Origin of the sequence: Rahnella sp. R3(2024), from assembly GCF_042920125.1 — a bacterium.
Classification (GTDB): Bacteria; Pseudomonadota; Gammaproteobacteria; order Enterobacterales; family Enterobacteriaceae; genus Rahnella; species Rahnella rivi.
Map to the genome: position 1 here is coordinate 1 of NZ_JBHGBU010000001.1, position 24195 is coordinate 24195.

A 24195-nucleotide genomic window follows, 5' to 3' on the forward strand; every position below is an offset into this window, starting at 1 on the left:
CTTAACCTAAAACCCCCACCGCCCCCACTAACTCCTTGATTTTATTAATCAGCCCCTCTGTACATTCCGTTACACGCCGATACCAATCACTCACGGACAACATGATCCCTTACGCCTATTATTCTTTCACCGGCCCCGCAGTGGGGTGGACACTTAAACAAAAATTCTGAGGAATTAAAGATGAAAAAAGTATTAGCTCTGGTTGTTGCCGCTGCAATGGGTCTGTCTTCTGTCGCTTTTGCTGCTGAAACTACAGCAACACCTGCACCTGCTGCTTCAACTACAACAGCAGCTCCGGCACCTGCTACCAAGCACGTTGCTAAACACAAAACTCACAAGAAAGTAGCCCAGAAAGCGCAGGCTGCTAAAAAACACAAAAAACACGCTAAGAAAGCAGCACCAGTGGCTCAGAAAGCGCAGGCCGCTAAAAAACACGTGAAACACGCTAAGAAAGCAGCGCCAGTTGCTCAGAAAGCGCAGGCTGCTAAGAAACACGTGAAACACGCTAAAAAAGCAGCGCCGGTTGCTCAGAAAGCGCAGGCTGCTAAAAAACACGTAAAACATGCTAAGAAAGCGGCTCCTGCTGCAAAAGCAACACCAGCTGCATAAGATGTACTAAGAAGTCTTTGTGAGCGTATCCACTCACCATTATCAAGACTGAAGAGTTAACACCCGGTTCGCCGGGTGTTTTTTTCTCCGGTTTCTATCTTGAGGTACTGATGGAAGATGCTGCGCCGCTACCTGTTCGAAATCACCCTGTGCTCTCTGATCCTCTGCGGTCTGATCACCTTGTTCTTCTACTTCTGAAGTGTTTATACCCGCGAAGATGACGCTCGTTATCTGCTCAAAAGATTGAATTATCATACAAAAATAGCCACCATCAATGATAACCGTCTATAATCGTTCAATAATAACGGGTTCTTGGGTTCTCCCTGTTTTCAAGGTCAGAATGTTATGCGCATCGCGTTACCGCTGTTTTTGTGCTTTTTCTGTTTTACCGCCAGTTCCCTTGTCCATGCAGACTCCCCGGATGATGCAGACGATGACGCACCTGCTATCTCTGTTAAAGAAAAAACTGCCCTGTTCTTTGGTCATGACCAGCGCCAGCCTGTGGCTGCCTCGTCGCACTGGCCCTGGCAGGCTATCGGACAGATAGAAACCGCCAGCGGTAATTTATGTACCGCGACCCTGATTTCAAAACACCTGGTGTTGACCGCCGGCCATTGCGTTCTCGCGCCTCCGGGCAACATCGATAAAGTCGTCGCCCTGCGTTTTATTTCCCATAATCAGAAATGGCGTTATCAGATCACCGCGTTGCAAACGCTGGTGGATCCTAAACTGGGTAAGAAACTCAAAGCCGATGGCGAAGGCTGGATTGTGCCACCGAAAGCGGCACCTTTTGATTTTGCGTTGATCCGCCTGACTGACGAGAAGCTGGCGTTGCCGATCAAACCCCTGCCGTTATGGAGTGGATCGCGCGACGATCTGACCGCCCTCCTTAAACAGGAAGGCCGGAAAGTGACGCAGGCAGGGTATCCGGAAGATCATCTGGATGATTTGTACGTCCATCAGGATTGTCAGGTCACCGGATGGGCGCAGCCAGGCGTGTTGTCGCACCGCTGTGACACGCTTCCGGGTGACAGCGGTTCGCCGTTATTGATAAAAAATGCCGACGGCTGGTCACTGGTGGCGATCCAAAGCTCGGCGCCCGCCGCGCAGGACCGCTATCTCGCCGATAACCGCGCACTGGCCGTTCCCGCCATCCGCGATGCCCTGAGCACGCTCTCTTCCGGGGTGATCAGCGCGAGCACAACGCCAGCGCCTTAAGCCAGACGCCAGACGCTCTGCGGAAATAAAAAAGCCGCCGGTTGTTCAACAGACAACCGGCGGCTTTTTATTGCACACGAAAATGAATTACACCAGCTGCTCCATGGTCTGCAAAATCCGTTTATCTGAGATCGGATACGGTGTACCGAGTTGCTGCGCAAAATAGCTGACGCGCAGTTCCTCTATCATCCAGCGCACTTCCTTCACGTCTTCACTCTGCTGGCGTACCGGCGGCAATTTATTCAGCCACTGCTGCCACTGTTTCTCAATACTCTCGACTTTCAGCATCTGCGCCCGGTCACGGTGCGGATCCATCGCCAGTTTGTCCATCCGGCGCTCGATAGCATTGAGATAACGCAGGGTATCCGGCAGACGTTTCCAGCCGTTTTGCGTCACGAAACCACGGTAAATCAGGCCGGACATCTGCGCTTTGATATCTGAAAGCGCCAGCGCCAGGCTGATATCAATACGTCCTTTCAGCCGTTTATTGATGTTGAAAACAGTCGTCAGGATCTGCTCGACCTGAATGGCAATCTGCACCACGGCTTCATTCAGGTTAGCGCGAACGTGCTCGTGTAATTTGGCGAAATCCTCTTCGCGCCACACCAGCCCGCCGGACTCAGCAATCAGCTTGTCGATGCCGCAGGAAATGCAGTCGTCGATCAGATCCAGCACTTTGCCGTACGGGTTGAAATACAGCCCCAGCTTGGCTTTATTCGGCAACTTATCGTGCAGATATTTGATGGGTGAAGGAATATTCAGCAACAGCAGGCGGCGCATTCCGCCCCACATTGCCTGTTGCTGTTCCAGTTCGCTGTCAAATAAACGGATGGCGATACTGTCTTTTTCATCAACAATCGCCGGGTAGGCTTTCACCTCATACCCGCCGCGCTTCTGTTCGTAACGCTCGGGCAGCGTGCCAAAACTCCAGACATGCAAGTCACGCTGTTCGATACCGTCGTCGGCGACGGCGGAAAGTGTCTGCTGCACCTGCTCTTTCAGGCCGGCTTTCAGCGCCGTCAGGTCTTTGCTTTCACGCAGTGTTTTGTTTTTGTCATCAACAATGCGGAACGTCATCTTAAGATGATCGGGCACCTGATCCAGCTGCCAGTCGTCACGTGACAACGTCACTCCGCTCATCTTGCGCAGCTCTTTTTCCATCGCATCCAGCAGCGGCATCTCGAAAGGTTTGATGCGCCCCATCAGGGCATCCGCGTAGTTTGGCGCGGGAACAAAGTTACGGCGTAACGGCTTCGGCAACGACTTGATCAGTGCCATGATAAGCTCCCGGCGAATGCCGGGGATCTGCCAGTCAAAGCCCTGTTCGCTGACCTGATTAAGCAGCGGCAGCGGGATATGCACCGTGACCCCGTCGGCATCGGTGCCCGGCTCAAACTGATAAGTGACGCGCAGTTTGATGTTGCCCTGATGCCAGAAGTTCGGGTAATCATGGGCGCTGATATTGCCTGCGCCCTCTTTGATCAGCATGCTTTTTTCGAAGTTGAGGCTGTCCTGCGGCTGTGTTTTCCACCAGGTATCAAAATGCCTCCCTGAAACCACTTCCATGCCAATACGCTGCTCGTAGAACAGGAACAGCGTCTCTTCATCGACCAGAATATCGCGGCGGCGGGATTTGTGTTCCAGCTCTTCGACCTCAGAACGCAGACGCAGGTTGGCGCGGAAGAACGCGTGACGCGTCTGCCAGTCGCCTTCCACCAGGGCATGGCGGATGAACAGTTCGCGCGACACCACGGGATCGATGGTGCCGTAATTGACGCTGCGCGCCGCAACAATCGGCAGGCCGTACAGCGTCACTTTCTCCGTCGCCATCACCGCGCCCTGGGCTTTTTCCCAGTGCGGTTCGCTGTAACTGCTCTTCGCCAGATGCTTCGCCAGCGGCTCGATCCATTCCGGTTCGATACGTGCAGCAATGCGCCCCCACAGGCGGCTGGTTTCCACCAGTTCGGCGACCATCACCCATTTTGGCGGCTTCTTGAACAAACCGGAACCAGGGAACACCGCAAAGCGGGCGTTGCGCGCACCGGTATACTCTTGTTTATCCACATCTTTCTGGCCGATATGCGACAGCAAACCGGTCAGCAGCGAGCAGTGGATTTCGCGATACTCTGCCGGTTCGCTGTTCACCGGCAGCCCGAGCTCTTTCACCACCTGACGCAGCTGGGTGTAGATGTCCTGCCACTCGCGAACGCGCAAATAGTTCAGAAAATCGCTGCGGCACAGCTTACGGAACTGCGCCGAGGTCAGCTCTTTTTGCTGCACTTTCAGGTGATCCCACAAATTGACGAACGCCTGGAAATCAGAGTCTTTATCGGCAAAACGGCGATGTTTCTCATCGGACGCCTGCTGTTTGTCCATCGGGCGCTCACGCGGATCCTGAATCGACAGCGCCGAGGTGATGATCATCACTTCGCGCACGCAGCCGTTTTTCTGCGCTTCCAGCACCATGCGCGCCAGACGCGGATCCACCGGCAACTGCGCCAGCTGTCGACCGAGCGGGGTCAGGGTGTAACGGCCATCGACGGCATTATTGATGGCGTTCAGCTCTTCCAGCAGACGCACGCCGTCCTGAATATTGCGCTTATCCGGCGCTTCGACAAACGGGAATGCGGCGATATCGCCCAGCCCGAGCGAGGTCATTTGTAAAATAACGGACGCCAGATTAGTGCGCAGAATTTCGGGGTCGGTAAATTCAGGGCGCGACAGGAAATCCATCTCAGAATAGAGACGTATGCAAATCCCTTCCGAGACACGGCCACAGCGGCCTTTACGCTGGTTGGCGGAGGCCTGTGAAACGGGTTCAATCGGCAGGCGCTGCACTTTGGTGCGGAAACTGTAGCGGCTGATACGCGCAGTGCCGGGGTCAATCACATACTTGATGCCGGGCACGGTCAGCGAGGTTTCGGCGACGTTGGTTGCCAGCACGATGCGCCGGCCCGTGTGCGACTGGAATACGCGGTTCTGCTCGCTGTTCGACAGCCGCGCATACAGCGGCAAAATCTCGGTATGCGGTAAATCCAGCCGGTTCAGCGCATCGGCGGTATCACGGATTTCACGCTCACCGCTCATGAAAATAAGGATGTCGCCCATGCTTTCGCGGCCAAGCTCATCGACGGCGTCAAAAATCGCCTGCAACTGATCGCGGTCCACATCGTCAGCGTCATCGACAATCGGCCGGTAACGCACGTCAACCGGATAGGTTCGGCCAGACACTTCAATGATCGGCGCGTTATTAAAATGACGCGAGAAGCGCTGCGGATCGATGGTGGCCGAGGTAATGATGACTTTCAGATCCGGGCGTTTGGGCAACAACTGACGCAGATAACCGAGAATGAAATCGATGTTCAGGCTGCGCTCATGCGCTTCATCGATGATCAGCGTGTCGTATTGCATCAGCATGCGATCCTGCTGGATTTCGGCCAGCAGAATACCGTCCGTCATCAGTTTGACCAGCGTGTTGTCACCGACCTGATCGGTAAAGCGGACTTTATAGCCGACCGTGTTGCCAAGCGTGGTGTCCAGCTCATCGGCAATACGGTTCGCCACCGTACGCGCCGCCAGACGTCGCGGCTGGGTGTGGCCGATCACGCCTTTTATCCCGCGGCCAAGCTCCATGCAGATTTTTGGGATCTGCGTGGTTTTACCGGAACCGGTTTCCCCGGCAACGATCACCACCTGATGGTCGCGAATGGCGTTAAAGATATCGTCTTTCTTCTGACTGACCGGCAGATTTTGCGGATAGCTGATTTTTGGTCGTGATGCTTCGCGGGAGCTGACTTTTTTCAGGCTCTCAGTGATTGCGTTTTGGATTTCAGCACTTAATGCCTCAAGGGCTTCAGGCTTGTTGATCTTGTTGGCACCCTGCAAACGACGTTGCAGGCGTTGCCGGTCACGTAGCATCAGCCCGTCTAACTGCGCTGATAGTGCCGCGAGCGGTGATTTCACGTTCGGAATTCCTTGTTACATGTCTGCTGACGGGGATCAGAGATGCCGTCAACTGAATCTGAATGGGTGATGAGGAAGGGTCACGCCTTACCTGCCTGGCGCTATGTTAGCACAAGGTGTTGAACATGCTGAAAATCGGGCGAGGAATGTTCGGTTTCTGATTTATTCAAAAAAACTGATGATAGATCTCTAAATATTGCGCTATCACTGCATAAGCTTTCTGAATAAAGTAAGTTCCATTCCGGGTACGTTCTGGTTATAAAAACCTGCACCCTATGTATCACACAGTTAAGGAACTCTCTAATGAGCAAAGTACTCGTCCTGAAATCAAGCATTCTGGCTAACTTCTCTCAGTCAAACCAACTGGCTGATTATCTTGTTGCACAGTATCAGGCTGCGAACAGCGGTTCTACCGTGACCGTACGTGACCTGGCTGCGGACCCGATCCCGGTACTCGACGGTGAACTGGTTGGCGCGCTGCGTCCTTCCGATGCTCCGCTGTCACCACGTCAGGAAGAAGCACTGGCGCTGTCCAACACCCTGATCGACGAACTGCAGGCGCACGACGTGATCGTTATCGCTGCACCTATGTACAACTTCAACATTCCTACACAGCTGAAAACCTATTTCGACCTGGTAGCGCGTGCGGGCGTGACGTTCAAATACACCGAGAAAGGCCCTGAAGGCCTGGTGAAAGGCAAACGCGTTATCGTTCTGACCAGCCGTGGTGGCATCCATAAAGACACCCCGAGCGACCTGGTTGCCCCTTACCTGTCTCTGTTCCTGGGCTTCCTGGGCATGAGCGACGTAGAATTCGTTTACGCGGAAGGCATCGCATACGGCCCTGAAGTGGCGACCAAAGCGCAGACTGATGCGAAAGCCGCCATCGACGCCGCGATCAAAGAACTGGCTGCTGCTTAATTTTCACAATCAGGGCGCGGGCTACTCTCTTTAAAATCTGTGTCTGAAAACCCGCTCTGATGTTGTTGTGAAAACCCTCTTGCGCGCTTAATAGCGCGCTTTTTTATTTCCCTGCCCCATGAATGAATACGTCTGTTTTTACTTCTGCAACCACTTCCCGTTGATGCCGCGCACCCATTCGCCCTTTCCGGCTCTGGCGACCAGTTTTTGCCCGGCCAGTTTGGCGACATCGTCGGTGGTGACCTGATTATCCTGCGCGACTTGCTGATACTGCTGTTTGCGGGCGTCGTTGATGCGCGTCGCGAAGGCGATACTTTCCTGATCGTCTCTGACCGGCGCCAGATAGCCGGAAAGCGTTTCCCCCACCAGACCTTGCTGTTTCGCTTCGCTGAGTGTTAACGCGAACGCCTGACTGCACAGCAGTAATCCGCTGGTCAGCAGCATAAGGCTGAATCTTTTGATAAATGCCCTGGGCATATCGGCTCCTAAAACAGATCGTTCTGGTTTTTAAGCAGATTTTCGACGTCTTTATCCACTTTGATGTGGATCTCATGCTCAATCTTGACGTTCATATTGATGGTGATCGGCTCTTTTGGCGCAGCCAGTTCGATGCGGGGAACGCAGCCGCTGAGCATCATAACGCCCAGCACCACGCACGGGCCGACAAGTCGCTGTTTCATTGTACCTTCCTCACTGATTGATCCTTTTTCTGCCCGGCGTCTGCGGGGCTTTTCGACAGCGCATTCGCGGGTAAGGAAACCTGCTGTTGCAGCCATTCCTGAAGATTGTCGCCAAAGCGCAAACTGCGCCACAGCTGATAGATATTTTCCTGATGGGTGTAATTGAGCACGACTTCCCGTTTCTCTTTTTCACCGCCGTGCGTCGTGTCGGTATAATTCACGCCGTCGATTTTTGCTGCCATCGTCATTTCACCGAGATTATCGAGGCTGACCTGCGCCTCTGACCGGCTGATTTCCATATATCGCAGCAGGCCAATCACCATACCATTGGCGAAGTTGCCGCTGGCCATCGCATCGGCAAATTGCTGATCGAGACGCAGGGTCAGGCCGCCATCATTTTTTATCCAGCCGTTGTGAATAATCCATTTGGGATTGTCCACATACAGCGGTAACTCTCCGTAAATCATTCCCGACATCGCCAGCTGTTTGGGTTTCAGGGCGGTGAATAACTCACTGAGACTGATTTTTTCCAGTTTGAGCACGGCCGCATCGTGTTGCGGCATACGCAGCGCCGACAAACTCAGGTGCCCGCGCAGCGCGTCCACACCGAGATTGGAGAGCGTCAGCGGTTTGTCTTCACTCCACGGATAATGGCCCTGCAAATCCGCCGTAATATTATTCATCGTGATCAGGTTATTGATTTCGCCGATGCGCAGCATCACCGGCTGTCTGACGCCCAGCTGCCAGACCGCATCCTGCAGGCGATACGGCAGGCTGAAATCCAGCCCGCTCAGGTCGCCGTCTTTCAGCCACATGCCGCCGTTTTTCACCACCCAGTGACCGCCCGCAATGAAACCCTGACCGCGCGCGGCGGAAAATGCCGACTGCGCGTAGAAAGATCCTTCACGTAATTTGATGTCGAGATCCGGTGTCAGCAGCGTCTGAAACGCCGTGAGCTGTTGTTTCGGCCACCAGCCTTCTCCGCGCAGACGCTCACCGTCCCAGCGCCCGGACAGGCGGATCGGGCCGATCGGTTTGGCATCAAGCGATCCGCGCAGGGTAAAGTGCGAGGGAGTATCGCCGCTGAGTTGCAGCGTCAGGGTTGCAGGCGGCAGATAACCGCCGTTGGTAAAGGCGATTTTCTTCGCCACCAGCCGGATGTCGCCTTTAAACACCGTAGGCTGATCCGGGTACTGTTTCCTGAAACGTTCAGGCACCGGACGTTGCCAGACAAACGGCTGTTCCAGCGTCAGGCGTGGTGCATCCACATCCACGATGCCGTAATGCAGCCGGGCAAAACCGGTCGACAGGCTGTTTATGCGGATCACGTTGTCATGCCACTGGCCTTTTCCGGACATATCCCAGCGGCCGCTGAGCGGCGGCAGATGCCCGTTGCCCCAGTAATTGAAATCCCACTGCCCGGCATCCGGCCAGAACGCCTGCGATTTTCCGTTCAGATGCAAATCAAACTTGCCCCAGTAGCTGTGCTGCGCTTTGAGGATCGCCTGTAAGGGGCCGCTGACGCCTTGCGCAGAGACTTTCACACCGGCCAGCGGCCAGCGGGCATCGGTAATGGTCAGTTCAGGCACAGGTTTACCCCAGGCCCGTAACAGGGAACCGCTGCGCAATAACAGCGTCGGGTTCAGCACCGATCCACTGAGCACGCCAGGCAGTGATGCGCTCAGCGAGGTCGCCTGCAAATTCGCCTGCCCGGTCAGCCGGAAATCAAGATTGCTGTCGAGCAGCCCGATACGGCCCGGCCCCATCGTCAGCACCACGTTGGCTTTGCCATTGTGACCCTGAGTCAGCACGTTCAGGCGCGCGGTGATGTTGGTTTGATCAAAGGTCTGCGTCCAGTCGCTGAGCGTCAGGTTGATGCCGCCCGCCAGCGGTTGCAGGGCGTACGGCCAGCGCCATTGTCCCTGAGTGATGTTCAGCTCTTTGTCATTGAGCTTCCACGGTAATCTCGCCAGTGGCGAGTCACTGCCTTTTTCGGTCAGCGTCAGTACGCCTTCGGTGGCCTGCCAGCTCAGCTGAATATCCAGCGGGTTGGGCACCTGCGCGGTGCGCATTTCCGCATGCAGTTCACCGGATTCAGGCAGCCTGTCGAAGGTGGCGGGAAGCAGCAGTTTTCCGCTCAGGGTGATGGGCTGATCGCTGCCCGGCGGTGTCAGGCTGAAGGTGTGGATCGCCAGTGTACGGTTGCCGTCGAGGATTGCATCCAGCGTCAGCGATTCGCCGTTAAAGGAAAGGTGCTGCACGCCGCCGGTATTATCGAGCTGTAATTTCCCCGCATAGCGCTGCCACGGTGTGACAGAGAAATGCGCAATATTGACCCGCCCTGCGGGAAGCACACTCTGGATGTCGGCCAGCGATAAGGTGGACTGGCCGTCACTGGCGGGCAGCTTCGTCAGGCAGGCGGTGTCAACGGTGAGGGTGTCCAGATCCAGCGCCCAGCGCCCGGTCTTTTTGCTCAGGCGCGCATCTTTTGCGCTGGCAAGCACGCAATCACCGGCGGCATAGCGCAGCCCCGGCAGTTGCAGACTGCCGCCCGACCAGTGCGGGGAACCGTTCAGCGAGAGCTGTGTTCCCGCGGGCAACCAGTGGCTGGCGAGAGGCGGCAGCCAGCGCGGCACGGTTTTCCATAACACCCAAATAAGCAGGACAAGAATCACCACTATACTCAGGATCACCTGTACGCTTTTCTTAAGTCCGTTCCGCATGACTTGCCTTGTTCTTCGCTAAATGTGTAACTGCCCGCAAGATAACATAATTAGCGTAACAACTGATGGTTGAAAAACCAGTACCCTGAGCCTGAATAGCACAGGAAAAATTGTCTGCCATCCCGCGCTCTGTTACTTTGGTCGTATTGCGCGAAGTGTTTCCAAAACGTTTTATTCCTTAGAAAACATAAGGAAACAACATCGCCACAGATTCAAACTCACTGCGGAGAAACACCATGAAAGTGGCTGTCTACAGTACTAAAAATTATGACCGGAAATATCTGGAACTGGTGAATCAGCATTATGGCTATGAACTTGAGTTCTTCGATTTTCTGCTGACCCCGCAAACGGCGAAAACCGCTATCGGCGCAGATGCCGTGTGCATTTTCGTGAATGATGACGGATCGCGTGATGTGTTACAGGAGCTGGCGACCCTCGGGGTGAAAACGCTGGCGCTTCGCTGTGCGGGCTTTAACAATGTCGATCTGGACGCCGCCCGGGAACTGGGCATTGACGTTGTGCGCGTTCCGGCCTACTCCCCGGAAGCCGTCGCCGAGCATGCGGTGGGCATGATGCTGTGCCTCAACCGTCACATTCACCGCGCCTATCAGCGTACCCGTGAAGCCAACTTCTCACTGGAAGGTCTGATCGGTTTTAACATGTATCAGCGTACCGCCGGGATCATCGGCACCGGTAAAATCGGCGTGGCGACCATGCGGATCCTGAAAGGGTTCGGTATGCGCATTCTGGCCTACGATCCGTTCCCGAGCCCGCTGGCACTGGAACTTGGCGCAGAATATGTCGATCTGGACACCCTGTACGCCGAGTCTGACGTGATTTCCCTGCACTGCCCGCTGACACCGGAAAACCACCATCTGCTGAATGCGCAATCTTTCGCCAAAATGAAAGATGGCGTGATGATCGTCAATACCAGCCGTGGCGCACTGCTTGATGCCACCGCCGCCATTGATGCGCTGAAAAAGCAGAAAATCGGCGCACTGGGGATGGACGTTTACGAAAACGAACGCGATCTGTTCTTTGAGGACAACTCCAACGAAGTCATTCTGGACGACGTCTTCCGCCGCCTCTCTTCCTGCCACAACGTGCTGTTCACCGGACATCAGGCATTCCTGACCAGTGACGCGCTGACCAGCATTTCAGAAACCACGCTGATGAATATTGATCAGCTGGGGAAAGGCGTGGCCTGTCCAAATCTGCTGACAGCGTAACTGCGGCGCGAAACGGTTTGTACGAAATCAGGCTCACTGCGGTGAGCCTTTTTTTTGGGGTAATCCGGCAGAACCTGCCCTTAAAAACTCAGCACCCGGCTGACTTCAGGCCCGTAGCCGGTGATCGTCAGGACATCACCGTCCAGCGTGACACTGGCAAACGGCAAACGGTTTTCGCCATCCACCATGCCTTTCAGGGTGATAAAGTCGGTGTTTTCGATCCGGTCGTAACCCCCGCGATGATCGTGCCCGGCAAAGAAGGCGCGCACCTGATAGCGGCACAGCAGTTCCACCAGCGTTTCACAATTCCACAGGTTATGGCTGTTCACCGGCGTCAGCGGGTAATGCCCGAACACCAGCACCGTTTCGCCCTGCGCTTTCGCCTGTTTCAGATGTTCTTCGATCCACGCCAGCTGTTTGCGCCCTACCGCGCCGTTCCACGGCTGCGCCTGCGATTGCTGACATTCGGTCAGTTCATCGAGCATGAATTCTGCCAGCTGATGATCGTCGCCGTTGGCGTGATTGCAGTACAGACTGACGTCGTTGCCATCGGTCACCAGAAAGCGGTAACCCGGCAACGTGAACGCGTAGTAGCTTTTCGGCAAGCCGAGCGCCGGTGTCTGCGCGCCCAAATGTTGTGAAATCACCTGCGCATCATGGTTGCCGATCAGCGCCGCATACGGATGGCGCAGCGCGGCGTAGGTGTTCAGTACAGGTTCGAAACTGCACCAGTCGCGATCGACCAGATCGCCCAGCGTGACCACGAAATCCAGCTTCAGATCATTGAGCTCAGTGATCGCGGTGGCCAGTTTATTCAGGCTGTTGCGGTAATAACGATCCTTTTCTGTCACGGCGTCGGCATATTGCGGGTCGGCAATCAGCCCGAAACGCAGGCGCTGACCGGAGACGCTGGCATCATGCATCTTCGGTGTCTGATAGAGCGCGCTGACCTTACCCAGCGCCAGTTCCTGCTCCGGGGACAAAGACGGAGAAGTGAGAATATCGGTCATAAGAAACTCCTGTCGGGCGAATTAACGGATGCCCGCCCGCATAAAGGATTGAACGAACTGACGTTGAAACACCAGGAACAACACCAGCAGCGGCAGCACGGTCATCAGCGTCGCGGCGCTGATCAGCGCCCACTGCACGCCCTGTTCCGGCGCGGAGAAAAGCTGCAAGCCCACGGTGATTGGCCGGACCTTCACCGAATCCGTGATGACCAGCGGCCAGAGGAAATCGTTCCAGTGAAAGCTTATCGACACCAGCGCAAACGCCACATAAATCGGCTTCGCCAGCGGAATGTAGATTTTGCGCAGAATGTAAAACCGGCTGGCGCCTTCCACAATCGCCGCCTCTTCCAGCACCAGCGGAATGCTTTTGAAGGTCTGACGCAGCATGAAAATGGCAAACGCCGAGGCGAAATACGGTAAGGCAATCCCCAGCAGGCTGTCGCGCAATCCCAGCGCGCTGATGGTTTTATAGTTATTCAGGATCAGAACGTCGGGGCTTATCATCAGCTGCAATAAAATCAGCGCAAAAATAAGGCCGCCGCCTTTCATTTTGAACCGCACCAGCGCGTAGGCCGCCAGCGTGGCCAGCACCATCTGGCAGACCACAATCATCAGTACCAGTAACGTGGTATTGAGAAAGTAGCGGGCAAACGGCGCGGCATGCCAGGCGTTGATAAAATTCTGCAACGTCAGCGGCGCAAACAGCGAGAAACTGCCCTGCTCGGACGCGGGATGAAGCGCGACCCAGATTGCCACCAGAATCGGCAAAAACCACAGTAAGGCCGCCAGCCAGGTGATCAGATTCAGGCCGTACTGGCCGAACGCGGTGTGACGCAGTGCATCAGGTTTCACTGATAATGTGCTCTTTTATCCATCAGGTTAAATTTGATCAGCGCAATGCTCGCCAGGATCACCAGCAGCACAACGGTCATCGCCGAGGCATACGGCAAATCCCAGTAACTGAAGGCGGTGCGGTAGATGTAAAACAGCAGCAAACTGGTGCTGTTGTTTGGCCCGCCGTTGGTCATGGCGATCACCTGATCGACAATACGGAACGCGTTCATCGAGGCGTTGATCAAAATAAACAGCGTGGTGGGCATCAGTAGCGGCCACTGCACGCGACGAAAATAATAGCCCCGCGACGCCCCTTCGATTTCAGCCGCCTCGGCAAGACGCGGATCGATTTGCTGCAACGCAGCGAGATAAAAAATCATGAAGAATCCCGCTTCACGCCATACCGAGACGGCCATCAGGCTGTACAGCGCGGTATCCGGCTGCCCGAGCCAGTTGACGGCGGGCAGCGAAAACAGCGCCAGCAGCTTGTTGAGCAACCCGAGCTGCGGCGTGTAGAAAAACAGCCACAAATTAGCTATCGCCACCATCGGCAGTAAAGAAGGAATGAAGAAGGCCGCGCGGGTGACGGCGTTGCCGCGCAGGCGGCGGTTAACCGCCAGCGCCATCAGCAGCGCCAGCACGACAGACAGTGGAATGGTGATCGCCGCGTACAACAGGTTGTTACGCAGCGACAACAGGAAAGTATCGTCGTCAAGCAAGGCGCGGTAGTTATCCAGCCCGACAAACTGCGCCGGATGCCCGTTACGCGCGGCGCTGAACACGCTTTCCCACAGCGTTGCCAGCATCGGGTAATGGGTAAACATCAGCAAAAAGCCCAGTGCCGGTAACAGCAGCAGGTAGCCATAAACCTGTAAAGACAACCCGCGTGTGCGGGGTGCCGGTGCGACAGCGTGCAGAGTGCTCATGCCGTTCCTTACTGGTACGGTTTCAACAGACGGTCAGCCTGTTTTTGCGCAGAGCTGAGCGCATCTGCCGGGGTTTTCGCCTGCGTCACGGCGGCTTCGATCGCATGGTTCATCAGTTCCTGGATCTGCACGCTGTTGTAGGTGGAAAGCTCAGGCTGGGAATATTTCAGCTGTTCACGGGCAACCAGCGCCTGTGGCACTTTTTTCACGTACTCCTGCATCACCGGTGTTTCCCACGCGGCAGGAGACGTCGCGACATAACCGGTCGCGATACTCCAGCGGGCAGCCTGTTCAGGCGCGGAGACCCAGCGGATAAACGCCATCGCCGCTTTCTGCTGTTCCGGCGTGGTATTTTTGAAGACGTACAGGTTACCGCCGCCGGTCGGGCTGCCGCGCCGGGTTTTCTCAGGCAGCATCGCCACGCCGAACGGGAATTTCGCGTTGTCGCGCACGGTTGTCAGGTTACCGGTGGTGGTGACCATCATGGCGCTTTTACCGTCGATAAAGTCCTGCGGCGTGGTACCCCAGGCAATCGCGCCTTTAGGCGATACCGCGTCTTTCTGTGCCAGATCGGTCAGCCACTGTAAGGCTTCGACGTTTGCCGGCGTGTCGAAGGTGACCGCCGTGCCTTTGCCGTTATCAAGATGGCTGCCGTTAGTGGCGGCGATCCCCTGGAAGTTCCAGTAGCCGTTTGGCGTGGAAGGGATCTCGATGCCCCACTGTTTGACGTCGTTACCGTCGCGGATCACCAGTTTCTTGCCGAAATCCACCACCTGCTGCCAGTTGGCCGGTGGTGTGTCGCCGTTCAGACCGGCTTTCTCAAACGCCTGCTTGTTCCAGTACAACACCACGGTCGAACGCTGGAACGGAATGCTCCACACTTTGTCCTGAATGTGGCGGATAAACGCCGGATAGAAACCGTCGATCCACTTTTTGCCCTCGGCGTCATTGGCCAGATCGCTGACCGGCAGGATCGCGCCCGCGTCAATCAGGGAATAGGCTTCGATATCACCGATCACCGCGATTTGCGGCGCATTGCCACCGCGAAACGCGGTCAGCGCTTTGGTGACGGTGGTGGCGTAATCGCCGGTATACACCGGCTGAATGCTGATGTCCGGATGAGTTTTCTGGAAGTCTTCCACCAGGGTATCTACCGTATGGCTGATTTTGCCGCCAACGGCGATCGGGTAATACATTTGCAATTTAACCGGATCAGCCGCAAATGCGGAGGTGCCGGTGATCAACAACAATGCAGTGGCAAGGCGTGAGAAACGATGAGCAGGTGACATGATTTTCCCTTTGGCATTTAACCGTGTTGTGAAGTCAAAAAATGAATAAAAACAAAAGGTACAAATTACACAGCGACTTTATTTTCTGAGGGTAAACAGGCACGTTCAGCGCGATAACAGCGCTTGCCGCCCGCAGTGAAGAAAAAATACTGTGCGCCGGTTGCCCATTGCAGCCCGACCGCCTGGCCTTCGGCAAAGCGGCGCATACCGGCGACTTTCACGGTCAGCGGCTCCGGGTATCCGGCCAGCGCGCACACCACCAGGGTGTCGGCACCCATGTATTCATGGCTGATGACCTGCGCGGTAAGACCGGCGTGCGCTGCGTCGGTCAGCTGAATATCTTCAGCCCGCAGCCCGAGACTGAGCGCCTCGTCCGGATGTTCCACCACCGGTACCGGCATGCTGGCGAGATAATGATGCGCACCGCGATGCACCAGCGGCAGGATATTCATCGGCGGCGCACCAATGAACTGCGCAGCGAAAATGCTGGTCGGGTTGTTATAGAGGTTGTCCGGCGTGTCGTGCTGCTCGATGCAGCCGTCATTAAGCAGAATGATTTTATCGGCCATGCTCATGGCTTCTGTCTGGTCATGGGTGACATAAACCATCGTCAGACCGAGCTTTTTCTGAATCGCACGGATTTCGCGGCGCATGCTCTGGCGCAGTTTGGCGTCAAGATTAGACAGCGGTTCATCCATCAGGCAGAGCTTATTATTGGCGATGACCGCCCGCCCGAGCGCCACGCGCTGCTGCTGTCCGCCGGAAAGCTGCGACGGCAACCGGTCAAGCAGTTGATCCAACTCCATCAGTTTACCGACCTCAGCCAGACGGGCGGCGAAATGGCGCTTGTCTTCCCCCCGTGCACGCAGGCCGAACAGCAGATTTTCGCGCACGCTCATGTGCGGGAAAAGCGCATAGGACTGAAAGACCATCGACAGTTTGCGCTGCGACGGCGAGAGTGCGGTGACATCCTCCTGACGGAAATAAATCGTCCCGCTGTCAGCAGATTCCAGCCCGGCGATAGTGCGCAGCATGGTGGATTTACCGCAGCCCGACGGCCCCAGTAACGCAATGAAATCGCCCTCTTCCACATCAAAACTGATGTCGTTAAGTGCGACCTTGTTTCCCCATGATTTCTGGATGTGATGGAGTGATAAATAGCTCATGCCCGTAATGCATCTCTGTGACCGAGGATGGGCATAACCTAGCGGGGTAAAATGACGGTTTTATGATGTGCAGATGACAGGAGGAAGACGGGCAGAACGGGCGCAGTGGCTCTCCCAGGCCAATCTGGCCTTTAACATCCTTATTCATTCACGCTACAATAGAATTGAAAATTACGCATTATCCAGATGAATCTATTGCATCGGAGAATGTGAATGGAATATTTCTCAGGAGAGAAGATGAAAAAGGCACTGTTTATTCTGGCGACAGCCATCACACTGAGCGCATGCAGCATGGGTCAGGACACCACCGTGAAACAACACGATTTACAGCATCACCGGTTTGAACTGCTGAGCGTTGACGGGCAGACCGTTCCGGCGGCGCAGGGGCGTATTCCGGAGATCGAGTTTGGCGAGAAAATGCACGTTTCCGGCAAAATGTGTAATAACTTCTTCGGCCAGGGCGAGTTGCAAAACAACGTTCTGACCGTGAAAGGTCTGGCCTCCACCCGGATGCTGTGCAGCGACGAGAATCTGAACAAATGGGATCAGGTGATAGGTGATGTGCTCAGTCATGGCGCAGCAGTGACCTTGCAGGATCACAAAATGATCCTGACACAGGGCAAACATACGCTGATTTATCGCCTCAAAGACCGGATGTAATCCCGTTTGGGATCAGGTCTGAGCAACAAGTAACATCATGCCCCGGAAGCTCACCAAGGTCAGTGACTGGGGTAAAAGCTTAGCCTGCGGTACATTAGCCTGCGGTACATTAGCCTGCAGTACAACGGCCCTGCATCAACGCGCTTTCAGAGCACTGACGGCCATTCGCCATTGAACACATCCCGACGCGGCTGCCGTCAAGCTGAGGAGCCAGTCGCAATTGTCCGCCTGCCATAGAACAGGCAGCAAACGCCGGGCTGTCCATATTCACGGTGCGCTGGCCAACATTCACGCTGTTGCCTTTTTGTGGAACATCAGCCGACTCTTCGTGGCTGCTGCATGCGGATAACACCAGCACGCCGGTGGCCAGTAACACGCGAAACGCAGTGATCATCTGTCCTGCTCCTGAATAGTGCGATATAGCGGGGAATTATAGAACGGTCATCATATCCGACGTTTTTCGTCTGCGTCGAGCCTTCCGGCGAAAGAACATCAACTTTTTCCTAAAAATCGGGGTTTTGTTCATAAACAGAAACACTTTCGCTTCCCGCACGGCCCATTCATTCACCTGACTAATAAAAAACCTTGCACACAATCAGGATAAATTGATTATTCCGCCCTCTGCTAAGCTTTTATCATTCTTGCCGGTAAAACCGCATATTTACCGGCCTGTTTTGTGAGCAAGCAAAGGGTATTCCATGATCACCACTGACGGTAATAACGCAGTCGCTTCCGTGGCTTATCGCACTAACGAAGTCATTGCCATCTATCCGATCACGCCGAGTTCTACCATGGCCGAAATTGCCGGTGCCTGGTCAGGCGAAGGAAAGAAAAATTTGTGGGGCGATGTCCCGACGGTAATGGAAATGCAGTCCGAGGCCGGCGCGATTTCCACCGTCCACGGCGCGTTGCAGACCGGCGCATTATCGACCTCTTTCACCTCGTCGCAGGGTCTGTTGCTGATGATCCCGGTTCTGTACAAACTGGCCGGTCAGCTGACGCCGTTTGTATTGCACGTCGCCGCCCGTACCGTGGCGACGCACGCGCTGTCGATATTTGGCGATCACTCCGACGTTATGGCGGTACGCCAGACTGGCTGCGCCCTGCTCTCTGCCGCCAGTGTGCAGGAAGCCCAGGATTTCGCGCTGATTTCGCAGGTCGCCAGCCTCAACAGCCGCGTGCCGTTTATCCATTTCTTCGACGGTTTCCGCACCTCGCATGAAATCAATAAAATTGCCCCGCTGAGTGACGATACCCTCCAGCAGATGCTGCCGCAGGCGCAGATTGACGCCCACCGCGCCCGCGCACTTTCACCTGATCATCCGGTGATCCGTGGCACCTCCGCTAACCCGGACACGTATTTCCAGTCGCGTGAAGCCACCAATCCTTACTACAACGCCACCTGCCAGCATGTTATTGACGCAATGAATGCATTTGCCGCCCTCACCGGCCGCGAATATAAGCCGTTCGACTATGTCGGCGATCCGCAGGCCGAACGGGTGATCGTCCTTATGGGCTCCGGCATTGGCACCGCAGAAGAAGTGATCGAAACCCTGAATGCGCGTGGCGAGAAAGTCGGCGTGCTGAAAGTGCGTTTGTACCGCCCGTTCAGTGCCGGACATCTGTTGTCCGTGCTGCCGCAAACGGTGAAAAGCATTGCGGTGCTCGATCGCACCAAAGAGCCTGGCTCGCTGGCTGAGCCGTTGTACCTCGACGTGATGACCGCGCTGGCCGAAGCCTATTCGCGTGGCGAACGTGATTCGCTGCCGAAAGTGATCGGTGGCCGTTACGGATTATCCTCGAAAGAGTTCGGCCCGGACTGCGTGATGTCAGTATTTCGCGAACTGTCGCTGAGCCAGCCGCGCCCGCGCTTTACTGTCGGCATTTATGACGACGTCACCGGCTTGTCCCTGCCGGTAACCGAAGAAGAGTTGCCGGAGCGCGCCTCTCTGGAAGCGTTGTTCTACGGGCTGGGCAGCGACGGCTCGGTGTCGGCGACCAAAAACAACATCAAAATCATCGGTAACAGCACGCCGATGTACGCGCAGGGTTATTTCGTTTACGACTCCAAAAAGGCCGGAGGCCTGACGGTGTCGCACTTGCGCGTCAGCCACACTCCGATCAAGTCTGCCTATCTGGTGACGCAGGCGCATTTCGTGGCGTGTCATCAGTGGCAGTTTATCGATCTTTACCAGATGGCAGAGCGCCTGCGTCATGGCGGTATTTTCCTGTTGAATACGCCGTTCAGCGCCGATGAAGTCTGGGCGCGGCTGCCGCTGGAAGTGCAGGCAAACCTGCATCAGCGAGAAGCCCGTTTCTACGTGATCAACGCCGCCAAAATTGCCCGCGAATGTAAACTCGGCGCACGCATTAATACCGTCATGCAGATGGCGTTCTTCCACCTGACGCAGATCCTGCCGGGTGACGAAGCGCTGAAAGAATTGCAGGGTGCAATCGCCCGCAGCTACAGCAGCAAAGGCGAAGACGTGGTGACCCGCAACTGGATGGCGCTCGGGGCAACGCTGGAAGAACTGGTTGCCGTGCCGTTACAGCCCATTCCTGAAAACCCGCGCAAACGCCCGCCGATCGTTTCCGATGCCGCACCGGACTTTGTGAAAACGGTGACCGCCGCGATGCTGGCAGGTCTTGGCGATGCGCTGCCGGTTTCGGCGTTCCCGCCGGACGGCACCTGGCCGACCGGCACCACGCAGTGGGAAAAACGCAACATTGCCGAAGAAGTGCCGATCTGGAAACCGGATTTGTGTACCCAGTGCAACCACTGCGTCGCCGCCTGCCCGCATTCGGCGATCCGCGCCAAAGTGGTTCAGCCTGAATACCTGGACGCTGCGCCGTCTGCCCTGCAATCGCTGGATGTGAAATCCCGCGATATGCGCGGCCAGAAATACGTGTTGCAGGTCGCACCGGAAGACTGCACCGGCTGTAATCTGTGCGTCGAAGTCTGCCCGGCGAAAGACCGTCAGGATCCGTCGATCAAAGCCATTAACATGGCGGATCGCATTGAGCATCTGGAGGAAGAACGTGAAAACTACGACTTCTTCCTCAAACTGCCGGAGATTGATCAAAGTACGCTGGAACGTATCGACATCCGCACCTCGCAGCTGATCACGCCGCTGTTTGAGTATTCCGGTGCCTGCTCCGGCTGTGGCGAAACGCCGTACATCAAACTGATTACCCAGCTGTATGGCGACCGCTTGCTGATCGCCAACGCCACCGGTTGTTCCTCGATTTACGGCGGTAACCTGCCGTCCACGCCTTACACCACCAACGCCGAAGGCCGTGGCCCGGCCTGGGCGAACTCGCTGTTTGAAGATAACGCCGAGTTCGGTCTGGGCTTCCGGCTGACGGTTGATCAGCACCGCCGCCGCGTGCTGCGCTTAGTCGCCTCGCTGGAAGAACATATTCCGGCGGAGGTCTTAGGCGGCCTGCGCGATGACACCTCCACGCCGGAAGTGAAACGCGAACATGTCACGGCGCTGCGTAAAATTCTGGCTGATATTGACACGCCGGACGCACGGCAGCTGGCAACGGACGCCGATTATCTGGTGGATAAATCCATCTGGCTGATTGGCGGCGACGGCTGGGCGTATGACATCGGTTTCGGCGGGCTGGATCACGTATTAAGCCTGACGGAAAACGTCAACGTGCTGGTGCTCGATACCCAGTGTTATTCCAACACCGGCGGACAGCAGTCGAAAGCCACCCCGCTCGGCGCGGTGACGAAATTCGCCGAACAGGGCAAACGCAAATCGCGCAAAGATCTGTGTGTCAGCATGATGATGTACGGCCATGTTTACGTCGCGCAGATTTCCCTCGGTGCGCAGCTCAACCAGACCGTCAAAGCCATTCAGGAAGCCGAAGCCTATCCGGGGCCGTCGCTGATTATCGCGTACAGCCCGTGCGAGGAACACGGCTATGATCTGGCACTCAGCCACGATCAGATGAAACAGCTGACCACCACCGGTTTCTGGCCGCTGTACCGCTTCGACCCGCGTCGTGTGGAAGAAGGGAAACCGGCGCTGGCGCTCGACTCAAGGCCGCCATCCAGCGGGCTGACTGACACGCTCAATAACGAGCAGCGTTTCAGAAGGCTGAATGCACAGCAGCCGGAAGTCGCGGAAATGTTGTATGCCGCAGCGGAGAAAGAGTTGCAGCAGAAATATGATTTTCTGGCGATGCTGGCAGGGAAGAAAACGGAGTCTTAAGTCTCGCGATAATAACCGGAGCCGCTGGTGGAATATAGCCCGCCAGCGGCAGCGCACGACCTCAATCTCAAACTAACGCATATTTCACCCGATATTCCCCCGACCCCACTTCCGCCGTATACCCTTGCACGCAGGGCACAAAATCAATGCCATCGGTTTCATGCAATGTTTTGCCGTCCGTCAGCAGGAGCGTCGCGCAGGTGTTCGCCGGAATGCTGACCCGAAGATCCACTGTCTGACCACTCACTTCCCAGCGCACGCCTATCGCGCCGTAAATCGACTGATAACGGGCATCGAGCCAGTCAAGGCCGCCGCCGGGCCGCGGCTGAATGATCGCATGTTTGAATCCGGGCTGATCTTCGTCAGCTTCAATGCCAGCCGCTACGCGGTATAACCATTCACCCACCGCGCCATAGGCGTAATGATTGAATGAATTCATGTCCGCGCTCCACATTGAGCCGTCGGGTTTGATGCCATCCCAGTGCTCCCAGATCGTCGTCGCACCGGCTTTGACCTGATACAGCCATGACGGGAAATCGTCTTTCAGCAATAACTGCCAGGCCTCCTTCAGCCGGCCATTCTGGCTGAGGGCATGACAGAAATAAGGTGTGCCGACGAAGCCGGTCACCAGATGGCCGTCGTGTTCGTTTAACAGTTCGACCAGCGTCTCTGTTGTTCTCTGGCGGAAGGCCTCCGGAACCAGATTAAAATAGAGCGCCAGAATATGTGCCGTCTGGGTTCTGGCCGCCAGCCTGCCAGCGGGAGTGAAGAACTCCTGTTGGAAGCGGTGGACGATTTTGTCATGCAGATCGGCGTATTTCCGGTGATCCGCGGTGCGGTTTAATACGCTGGCGGCCTTAGAAAACAGCAGCGTGGAATAAGCAAAGTAGGCCGTGCAGGTCAAATCGTTGGGCGTTGCTCCGAAATAGCTGCCTTCTTTTGCGTCCAGCGCCACCCAGTCGCCAAACTGGAGTTTATAGCGCCAGAGGTGATGCTCTGAATGCGCCTCCATGAAATCAATCCAGCCTTTCATGCTGTCGTACTGATCTTCAAGCACCCGCGTATCGCCGTACATCAGATACATCGTCCAGGGGTTGATCACCGCCGCATCGGCCCACGCAGAAGCCGAATGGGTACCGCCATCGGCCAGCAAACGATCTTTGCCGCAATGGTTGGTCAGAATGTCCGGGACAACATGCGGCACGCCACCTTCAGGCGTCTGGTCATAACGCAGGTCGGTCAGCCATTTGGCGAAGAAATTTCGCGTCTGCATCAGATAACTGGCGGTGCGGCAGAAAATCTGCGCATCCCCCGTCCAGCCGAGCCGCTCATCGCGCTGCGGGCAGTCCGTTGGCACATCGATAAAGTTGCCTTTCAGTCCCCACAGAATATTGTGATGCAACTGATTGAGTTCCGCACTGGAGCAGGAGAATTCGCCGGTTTGTTCCATCGCAGAGTGCAGGACAATGGCGGTGAAATTATTCAGATCCACGTCACCCGGATACTCCTCGACTTTTACGTAGCGGAATCCCTGCCAGGTAAAGTGCGGATGCCAGCACTCTTCCCCTTCCCCCCTGAGCACATATTCGGTGCGCTGCTTCGCGGAGCGCAGATTATCGAGATAGACATTTCCCGCGGCGTCCAGCACTTCGAAATGGCGCAGTATCACTTTCTGCCCCGCGCGGCCTTTAACGCAAAATTCCACCCAGCCGCTGAGGTTTTGACCGAAGTCGATCACGCGGTCACCCTGCGGCGTGGTGATCATCGCGACCGGCTTCAGCCTTTCTGTCTGCTTGACCGCGCCGCTTGCCTGCGCTTTAAGCACCGTTTTATCGCCTGCCATCACCCTGACCGGCCGCCAGACCCGCGGGGTGAATTTCTGCGAGCTCCAGCCGGTTTGTTCCTGCCGGGCGTCGTAAATTTCGCCGTCATAAATTTCCGCAAACAGAATGGGAGAATCGTCCCCTTCCCAGCTTTCGTCAGTGTTAATGATGTCTTGTGAGCCGTCGGTATAGGTAATGACAACCTGACAAATAAGCGCGGTATTTTCGCCATAATAATTACGGTCGCGGGTGAACCCCATATCGCCCTTATACCAGCCGGCACCTAACATCGCGCCGATAACATTTAGCCCGCCGCAAAGGATATCCGTGAGATCATACGTCTGATAAAGCAGATGATGAGCGTAACTGGTCCATCCCGGCGTCAGTTCATCCGTGCCGACTTTATTCCCGTTCACATACAACTGATAAATACCCCACGCACTGACATGCGCAAACGCGGAAGAAATGGATTTATGACTGTCGGCTTCGAAGGTTTTTCTTACCAGTGTGGCTTTTGAATTATCTTTGTCTTCTGGTTTCTCCGCCGAAATAAACTCTGCGCGCCATCCGCTATCAAGCAGACCGGTAATAAACCCGGCAGGTTCGCTCCATGCGCTGGTTTCAGCATAATTATCCTGTACACGTACGCGGACAAAATAGCGGGCAGAAGGTATTAATGCGACATTCGCTAAAACAATATTGTTCGACTGTTCACTGTGCTGGACGCCGCTGTCGAAAACGATCTGGTTAAAACAAATATCATGACTGATTTGCAGCTGATACGAGGTTTGTCTGACATTGCGATGACGGCTTTCGATTTTCCATCCCATTACGGGTAACCGTTCCACGCCCGATAAAGCCGGTTCGTGATCTAACGTCAGTTTGCTCACTGATAACATCATTTCGCATTCCTTATGTAAG

The 24195-nt window shown here is 55.6% G+C and carries 17 protein-coding genes; 6 read left to right on the top strand and 11 right to left on the bottom strand.

What is annotated here, in order from left to right:
* Nucleotides 1–180 precede the first annotated feature (180 nt).
* The gene (asr, locus tag ABSH60_RS00005; RefSeq protein WP_056770436.1) at nucleotides 181–609 is read left to right on the top strand and encodes an acid resistance repetitive basic protein Asr; all 429 of its coding nucleotides are present in this window, start codon (nucleotides 181–183) and stop codon (nucleotides 607–609) included.
* A 345-nt stretch (nucleotides 610–954) separates the two neighbouring features.
* A complete protein-coding gene (locus ABSH60_RS00010; protein WP_217203631.1) occupies nucleotides 955–1827 on the top strand; it encodes a serine protease in 873 nt (290 codons plus the stop codon).
* 87 nt (nucleotides 1828–1914) lie between these two features.
* On the opposite strand, the gene hrpA is transcribed toward ABSH60_RS00010, so the two are convergent.
* Nucleotides 1915–5790, bottom strand: a complete 3876-nt coding sequence (hrpA, locus tag ABSH60_RS00015; protein WP_390972143.1) for an ATP-dependent RNA helicase HrpA — start codon at nucleotides 5788–5790, stop codon at nucleotides 1915–1917.
* A 303-nt stretch (nucleotides 5791–6093) separates the two neighbouring features.
* On the opposite strand from hrpA, the gene ABSH60_RS00020 reads away from it, so the two are divergent.
* On the top strand, nucleotides 6094–6711 hold the full coding sequence (locus ABSH60_RS00020; RefSeq protein ID WP_056770427.1) for an FMN-dependent NADH-azoreductase: 618 nt from the start codon (nucleotides 6094–6096) through the stop codon (nucleotides 6709–6711).
* A gap of 138 nt (nucleotides 6712–6849) precedes the next feature.
* Here ABSH60_RS00020 and ABSH60_RS00025 read toward each other — a convergent pair whose 3' ends face one another.
* The 3 genes from ABSH60_RS00025 to ABSH60_RS00035 are packed head-to-tail and all read right to left on the bottom strand — an operon-like array spanning nucleotide 6850 to nucleotide 10114.
* Nucleotides 6850–7188 carry a YdbL family protein gene (locus ABSH60_RS00025; RefSeq protein ID WP_235533375.1) on the bottom strand — a complete coding sequence of 113 codons (339 nt, stop codon included), beginning with the start codon at nucleotides 7186–7188 and terminating at the stop codon, nucleotides 6850–6852.
* Nucleotides 7189–7196: 8 nt separating this feature from the next.
* Nucleotides 7197–7391 (bottom strand): YnbE family lipoprotein, encoded by a 195-nt coding sequence (locus tag ABSH60_RS00030; protein ID WP_122095252.1) that lies wholly within the window; start codon nucleotides 7389–7391, stop codon nucleotides 7197–7199.
* A complete protein-coding gene (locus ABSH60_RS00035; protein ID WP_390972146.1) occupies nucleotides 7388–10114 on the bottom strand; it encodes a YdbH family protein in 2727 nt (908 codons plus the stop codon). Before ABSH60_RS00035 ends, ABSH60_RS00030 begins: the two co-directional genes overlap by 4 nt.
* 236 nt (nucleotides 10115–10350) lie before the next feature.
* On the opposite strand from ABSH60_RS00035, the gene ABSH60_RS00040 reads away from it, so the two are divergent.
* Nucleotides 10351–11343: a 2-hydroxyacid dehydrogenase gene (locus ABSH60_RS00040; protein ID WP_056770420.1), complete on the top strand. Its 993-nt coding sequence runs from the start codon at nucleotides 10351–10353 to the stop codon at nucleotides 11341–11343.
* 80 nt (nucleotides 11344–11423) lie between these two features.
* On the opposite strand, the gene ABSH60_RS00045 is transcribed toward ABSH60_RS00040, so the two are convergent.
* From ABSH60_RS00045 to ABSH60_RS00065, 5 genes are all read right to left on the bottom strand, one after another.
* Nucleotides 11424–12353, bottom strand: coding sequence for a metallophosphoesterase (locus tag ABSH60_RS00045; protein ID WP_390972149.1), 930 nt, complete (start codon nucleotides 12351–12353; stop codon nucleotides 11424–11426).
* A gap of 21 nt (nucleotides 12354–12374) precedes the next feature.
* Nucleotides 12375–13190 (bottom strand): carbohydrate ABC transporter permease, encoded by an 816-nt coding sequence (locus ABSH60_RS00050; protein WP_122095627.1) that lies wholly within the window; start codon nucleotides 13188–13190, stop codon nucleotides 12375–12377.
* A gap of 11 nt (nucleotides 13191–13201) precedes the next feature.
* Entirely contained in the window at nucleotides 13202–14113 is a 912-nt protein-coding gene (locus tag ABSH60_RS00055) for a carbohydrate ABC transporter permease (RefSeq protein WP_056770412.1), read from the bottom strand.
* A gap of 8 nt (nucleotides 14114–14121) precedes the next feature.
* Complete coding sequence (locus ABSH60_RS00060) at nucleotides 14122–15402, bottom strand: extracellular solute-binding protein (RefSeq protein ID WP_390972151.1); 1281 nt, start codon at nucleotides 15400–15402, stop codon at nucleotides 14122–14124.
* A gap of 65 nt (nucleotides 15403–15467) precedes the next feature.
* Nucleotides 15468–16568, bottom strand: coding sequence for an ATP-binding cassette domain-containing protein (locus ABSH60_RS00065; RefSeq protein WP_390972153.1), 1101 nt, complete (start codon nucleotides 16566–16568; stop codon nucleotides 15468–15470).
* Between the two features lie 237 nt (nucleotides 16569–16805).
* Between ABSH60_RS00065 and hslJ the strand changes: the two genes are divergently transcribed.
* Nucleotides 16806–17228 (top strand): heat shock protein HslJ, encoded by a 423-nt coding sequence (gene hslJ, locus ABSH60_RS00070; protein ID WP_056770403.1) that lies wholly within the window; start codon nucleotides 16806–16808, stop codon nucleotides 17226–17228.
* A 109-nt stretch (nucleotides 17229–17337) separates the two neighbouring features.
* On the opposite strand, the gene ABSH60_RS00075 is transcribed toward hslJ, so the two are convergent.
* Complete coding sequence (locus ABSH60_RS00075; RefSeq protein WP_056770399.1) at nucleotides 17338–17622, bottom strand: DUF333 domain-containing protein; 285 nt, start codon at nucleotides 17620–17622, stop codon at nucleotides 17338–17340.
* 304 nt (nucleotides 17623–17926) lie between these two features.
* Between ABSH60_RS00075 and nifJ the strand changes: the two genes are divergently transcribed.
* On the top strand, nucleotides 17927–21451 hold the full coding sequence (nifJ, locus tag ABSH60_RS00080) for a pyruvate:ferredoxin (flavodoxin) oxidoreductase (RefSeq protein ID WP_390972156.1): 3525 nt from the start codon (nucleotides 17927–17929) through the stop codon (nucleotides 21449–21451).
* A 67-nt stretch (nucleotides 21452–21518) separates the two neighbouring features.
* Here the strand turns inward: nifJ and ABSH60_RS00085 are convergent, their stop codons facing one another.
* Nucleotides 21519–24176 carry a family 78 glycoside hydrolase catalytic domain gene (locus ABSH60_RS00085; protein ID WP_390972158.1) on the bottom strand — a complete coding sequence of 886 codons (2658 nt, stop codon included), beginning with the start codon at nucleotides 24174–24176 and terminating at the stop codon, nucleotides 21519–21521.
* Nucleotides 24177–24195: the final 19 nt, after the last annotated feature.

What these genes read in the sequence shown, in the direction of transcription:
- asr (WP_056770436.1), top strand. Translation starts at nt 181, where the DNA reads ATGAAAAAAGTATTAGCTCTGGTTGTTGCCGCTGCAATGGGTCTGTCT.
- ABSH60_RS00010 (WP_217203631.1), top strand. Translation starts at nt 955, where the DNA reads ATGCGCATCGCGTTACCGCTGTTTTTGTGCTTTTTCTGTTTTACCGCC.
- ABSH60_RS00020 (WP_056770427.1), top strand. Translation starts at nt 6,094, where the DNA reads ATGAGCAAAGTACTCGTCCTGAAATCAAGCATTCTGGCTAACTTCTCT.
- ABSH60_RS00025 (WP_235533375.1), bottom strand. Translation starts at nt 7,188, where the DNA reads ATGCCCAGGGCATTTATCAAAAGATTCAGCCTTATGCTGCTGACCAGC.
- ABSH60_RS00030 (WP_122095252.1), bottom strand. Translation starts at nt 7,391, where the DNA reads ATGAAACAGCGACTTGTCGGCCCGTGCGTGGTGCTGGGCGTTATGATG.
- ABSH60_RS00035 (WP_390972146.1), bottom strand. Translation starts at nt 10,114, where the DNA reads ATGCGGAACGGACTTAAGAAAAGCGTACAGGTGATCCTGAGTATAGTG.
- ABSH60_RS00040 (WP_056770420.1), top strand. Translation starts at nt 10,351, where the DNA reads ATGAAAGTGGCTGTCTACAGTACTAAAAATTATGACCGGAAATATCTG.
- ABSH60_RS00045 (WP_390972149.1), bottom strand. Translation starts at nt 12,353, where the DNA reads ATGACCGATATTCTCACTTCTCCGTCTTTGTCCCCGGAGCAGGAACTG.
- ABSH60_RS00055 (WP_056770412.1), bottom strand. Translation starts at nt 14,113, where the DNA reads ATGAGCACTCTGCACGCTGTCGCACCGGCACCCCGCACACGCGGGTTG.
- ABSH60_RS00060 (WP_390972151.1), bottom strand. Translation starts at nt 15,402, where the DNA reads ATGTCACCTGCTCATCGTTTCTCACGCCTTGCCACTGCATTGTTGTTG.
- ABSH60_RS00065 (WP_390972153.1), bottom strand. Translation starts at nt 16,568, where the DNA reads ATGAGCTATTTATCACTCCATCACATCCAGAAATCATGGGGAAACAAG.
- hslJ (WP_056770403.1), top strand. Translation starts at nt 16,806, where the DNA reads ATGAAAAAGGCACTGTTTATTCTGGCGACAGCCATCACACTGAGCGCA.
- ABSH60_RS00075 (WP_056770399.1), bottom strand. Translation starts at nt 17,622, where the DNA reads ATGATCACTGCGTTTCGCGTGTTACTGGCCACCGGCGTGCTGGTGTTA.
- nifJ (WP_390972156.1), top strand. Translation starts at nt 17,927, where the DNA reads ATGATCACCACTGACGGTAATAACGCAGTCGCTTCCGTGGCTTATCGC.
- ABSH60_RS00085 (WP_390972158.1), bottom strand. Translation starts at nt 24,176, where the DNA reads ATGATGTTATCAGTGAGCAAACTGACGTTAGATCACGAACCGGCTTTA.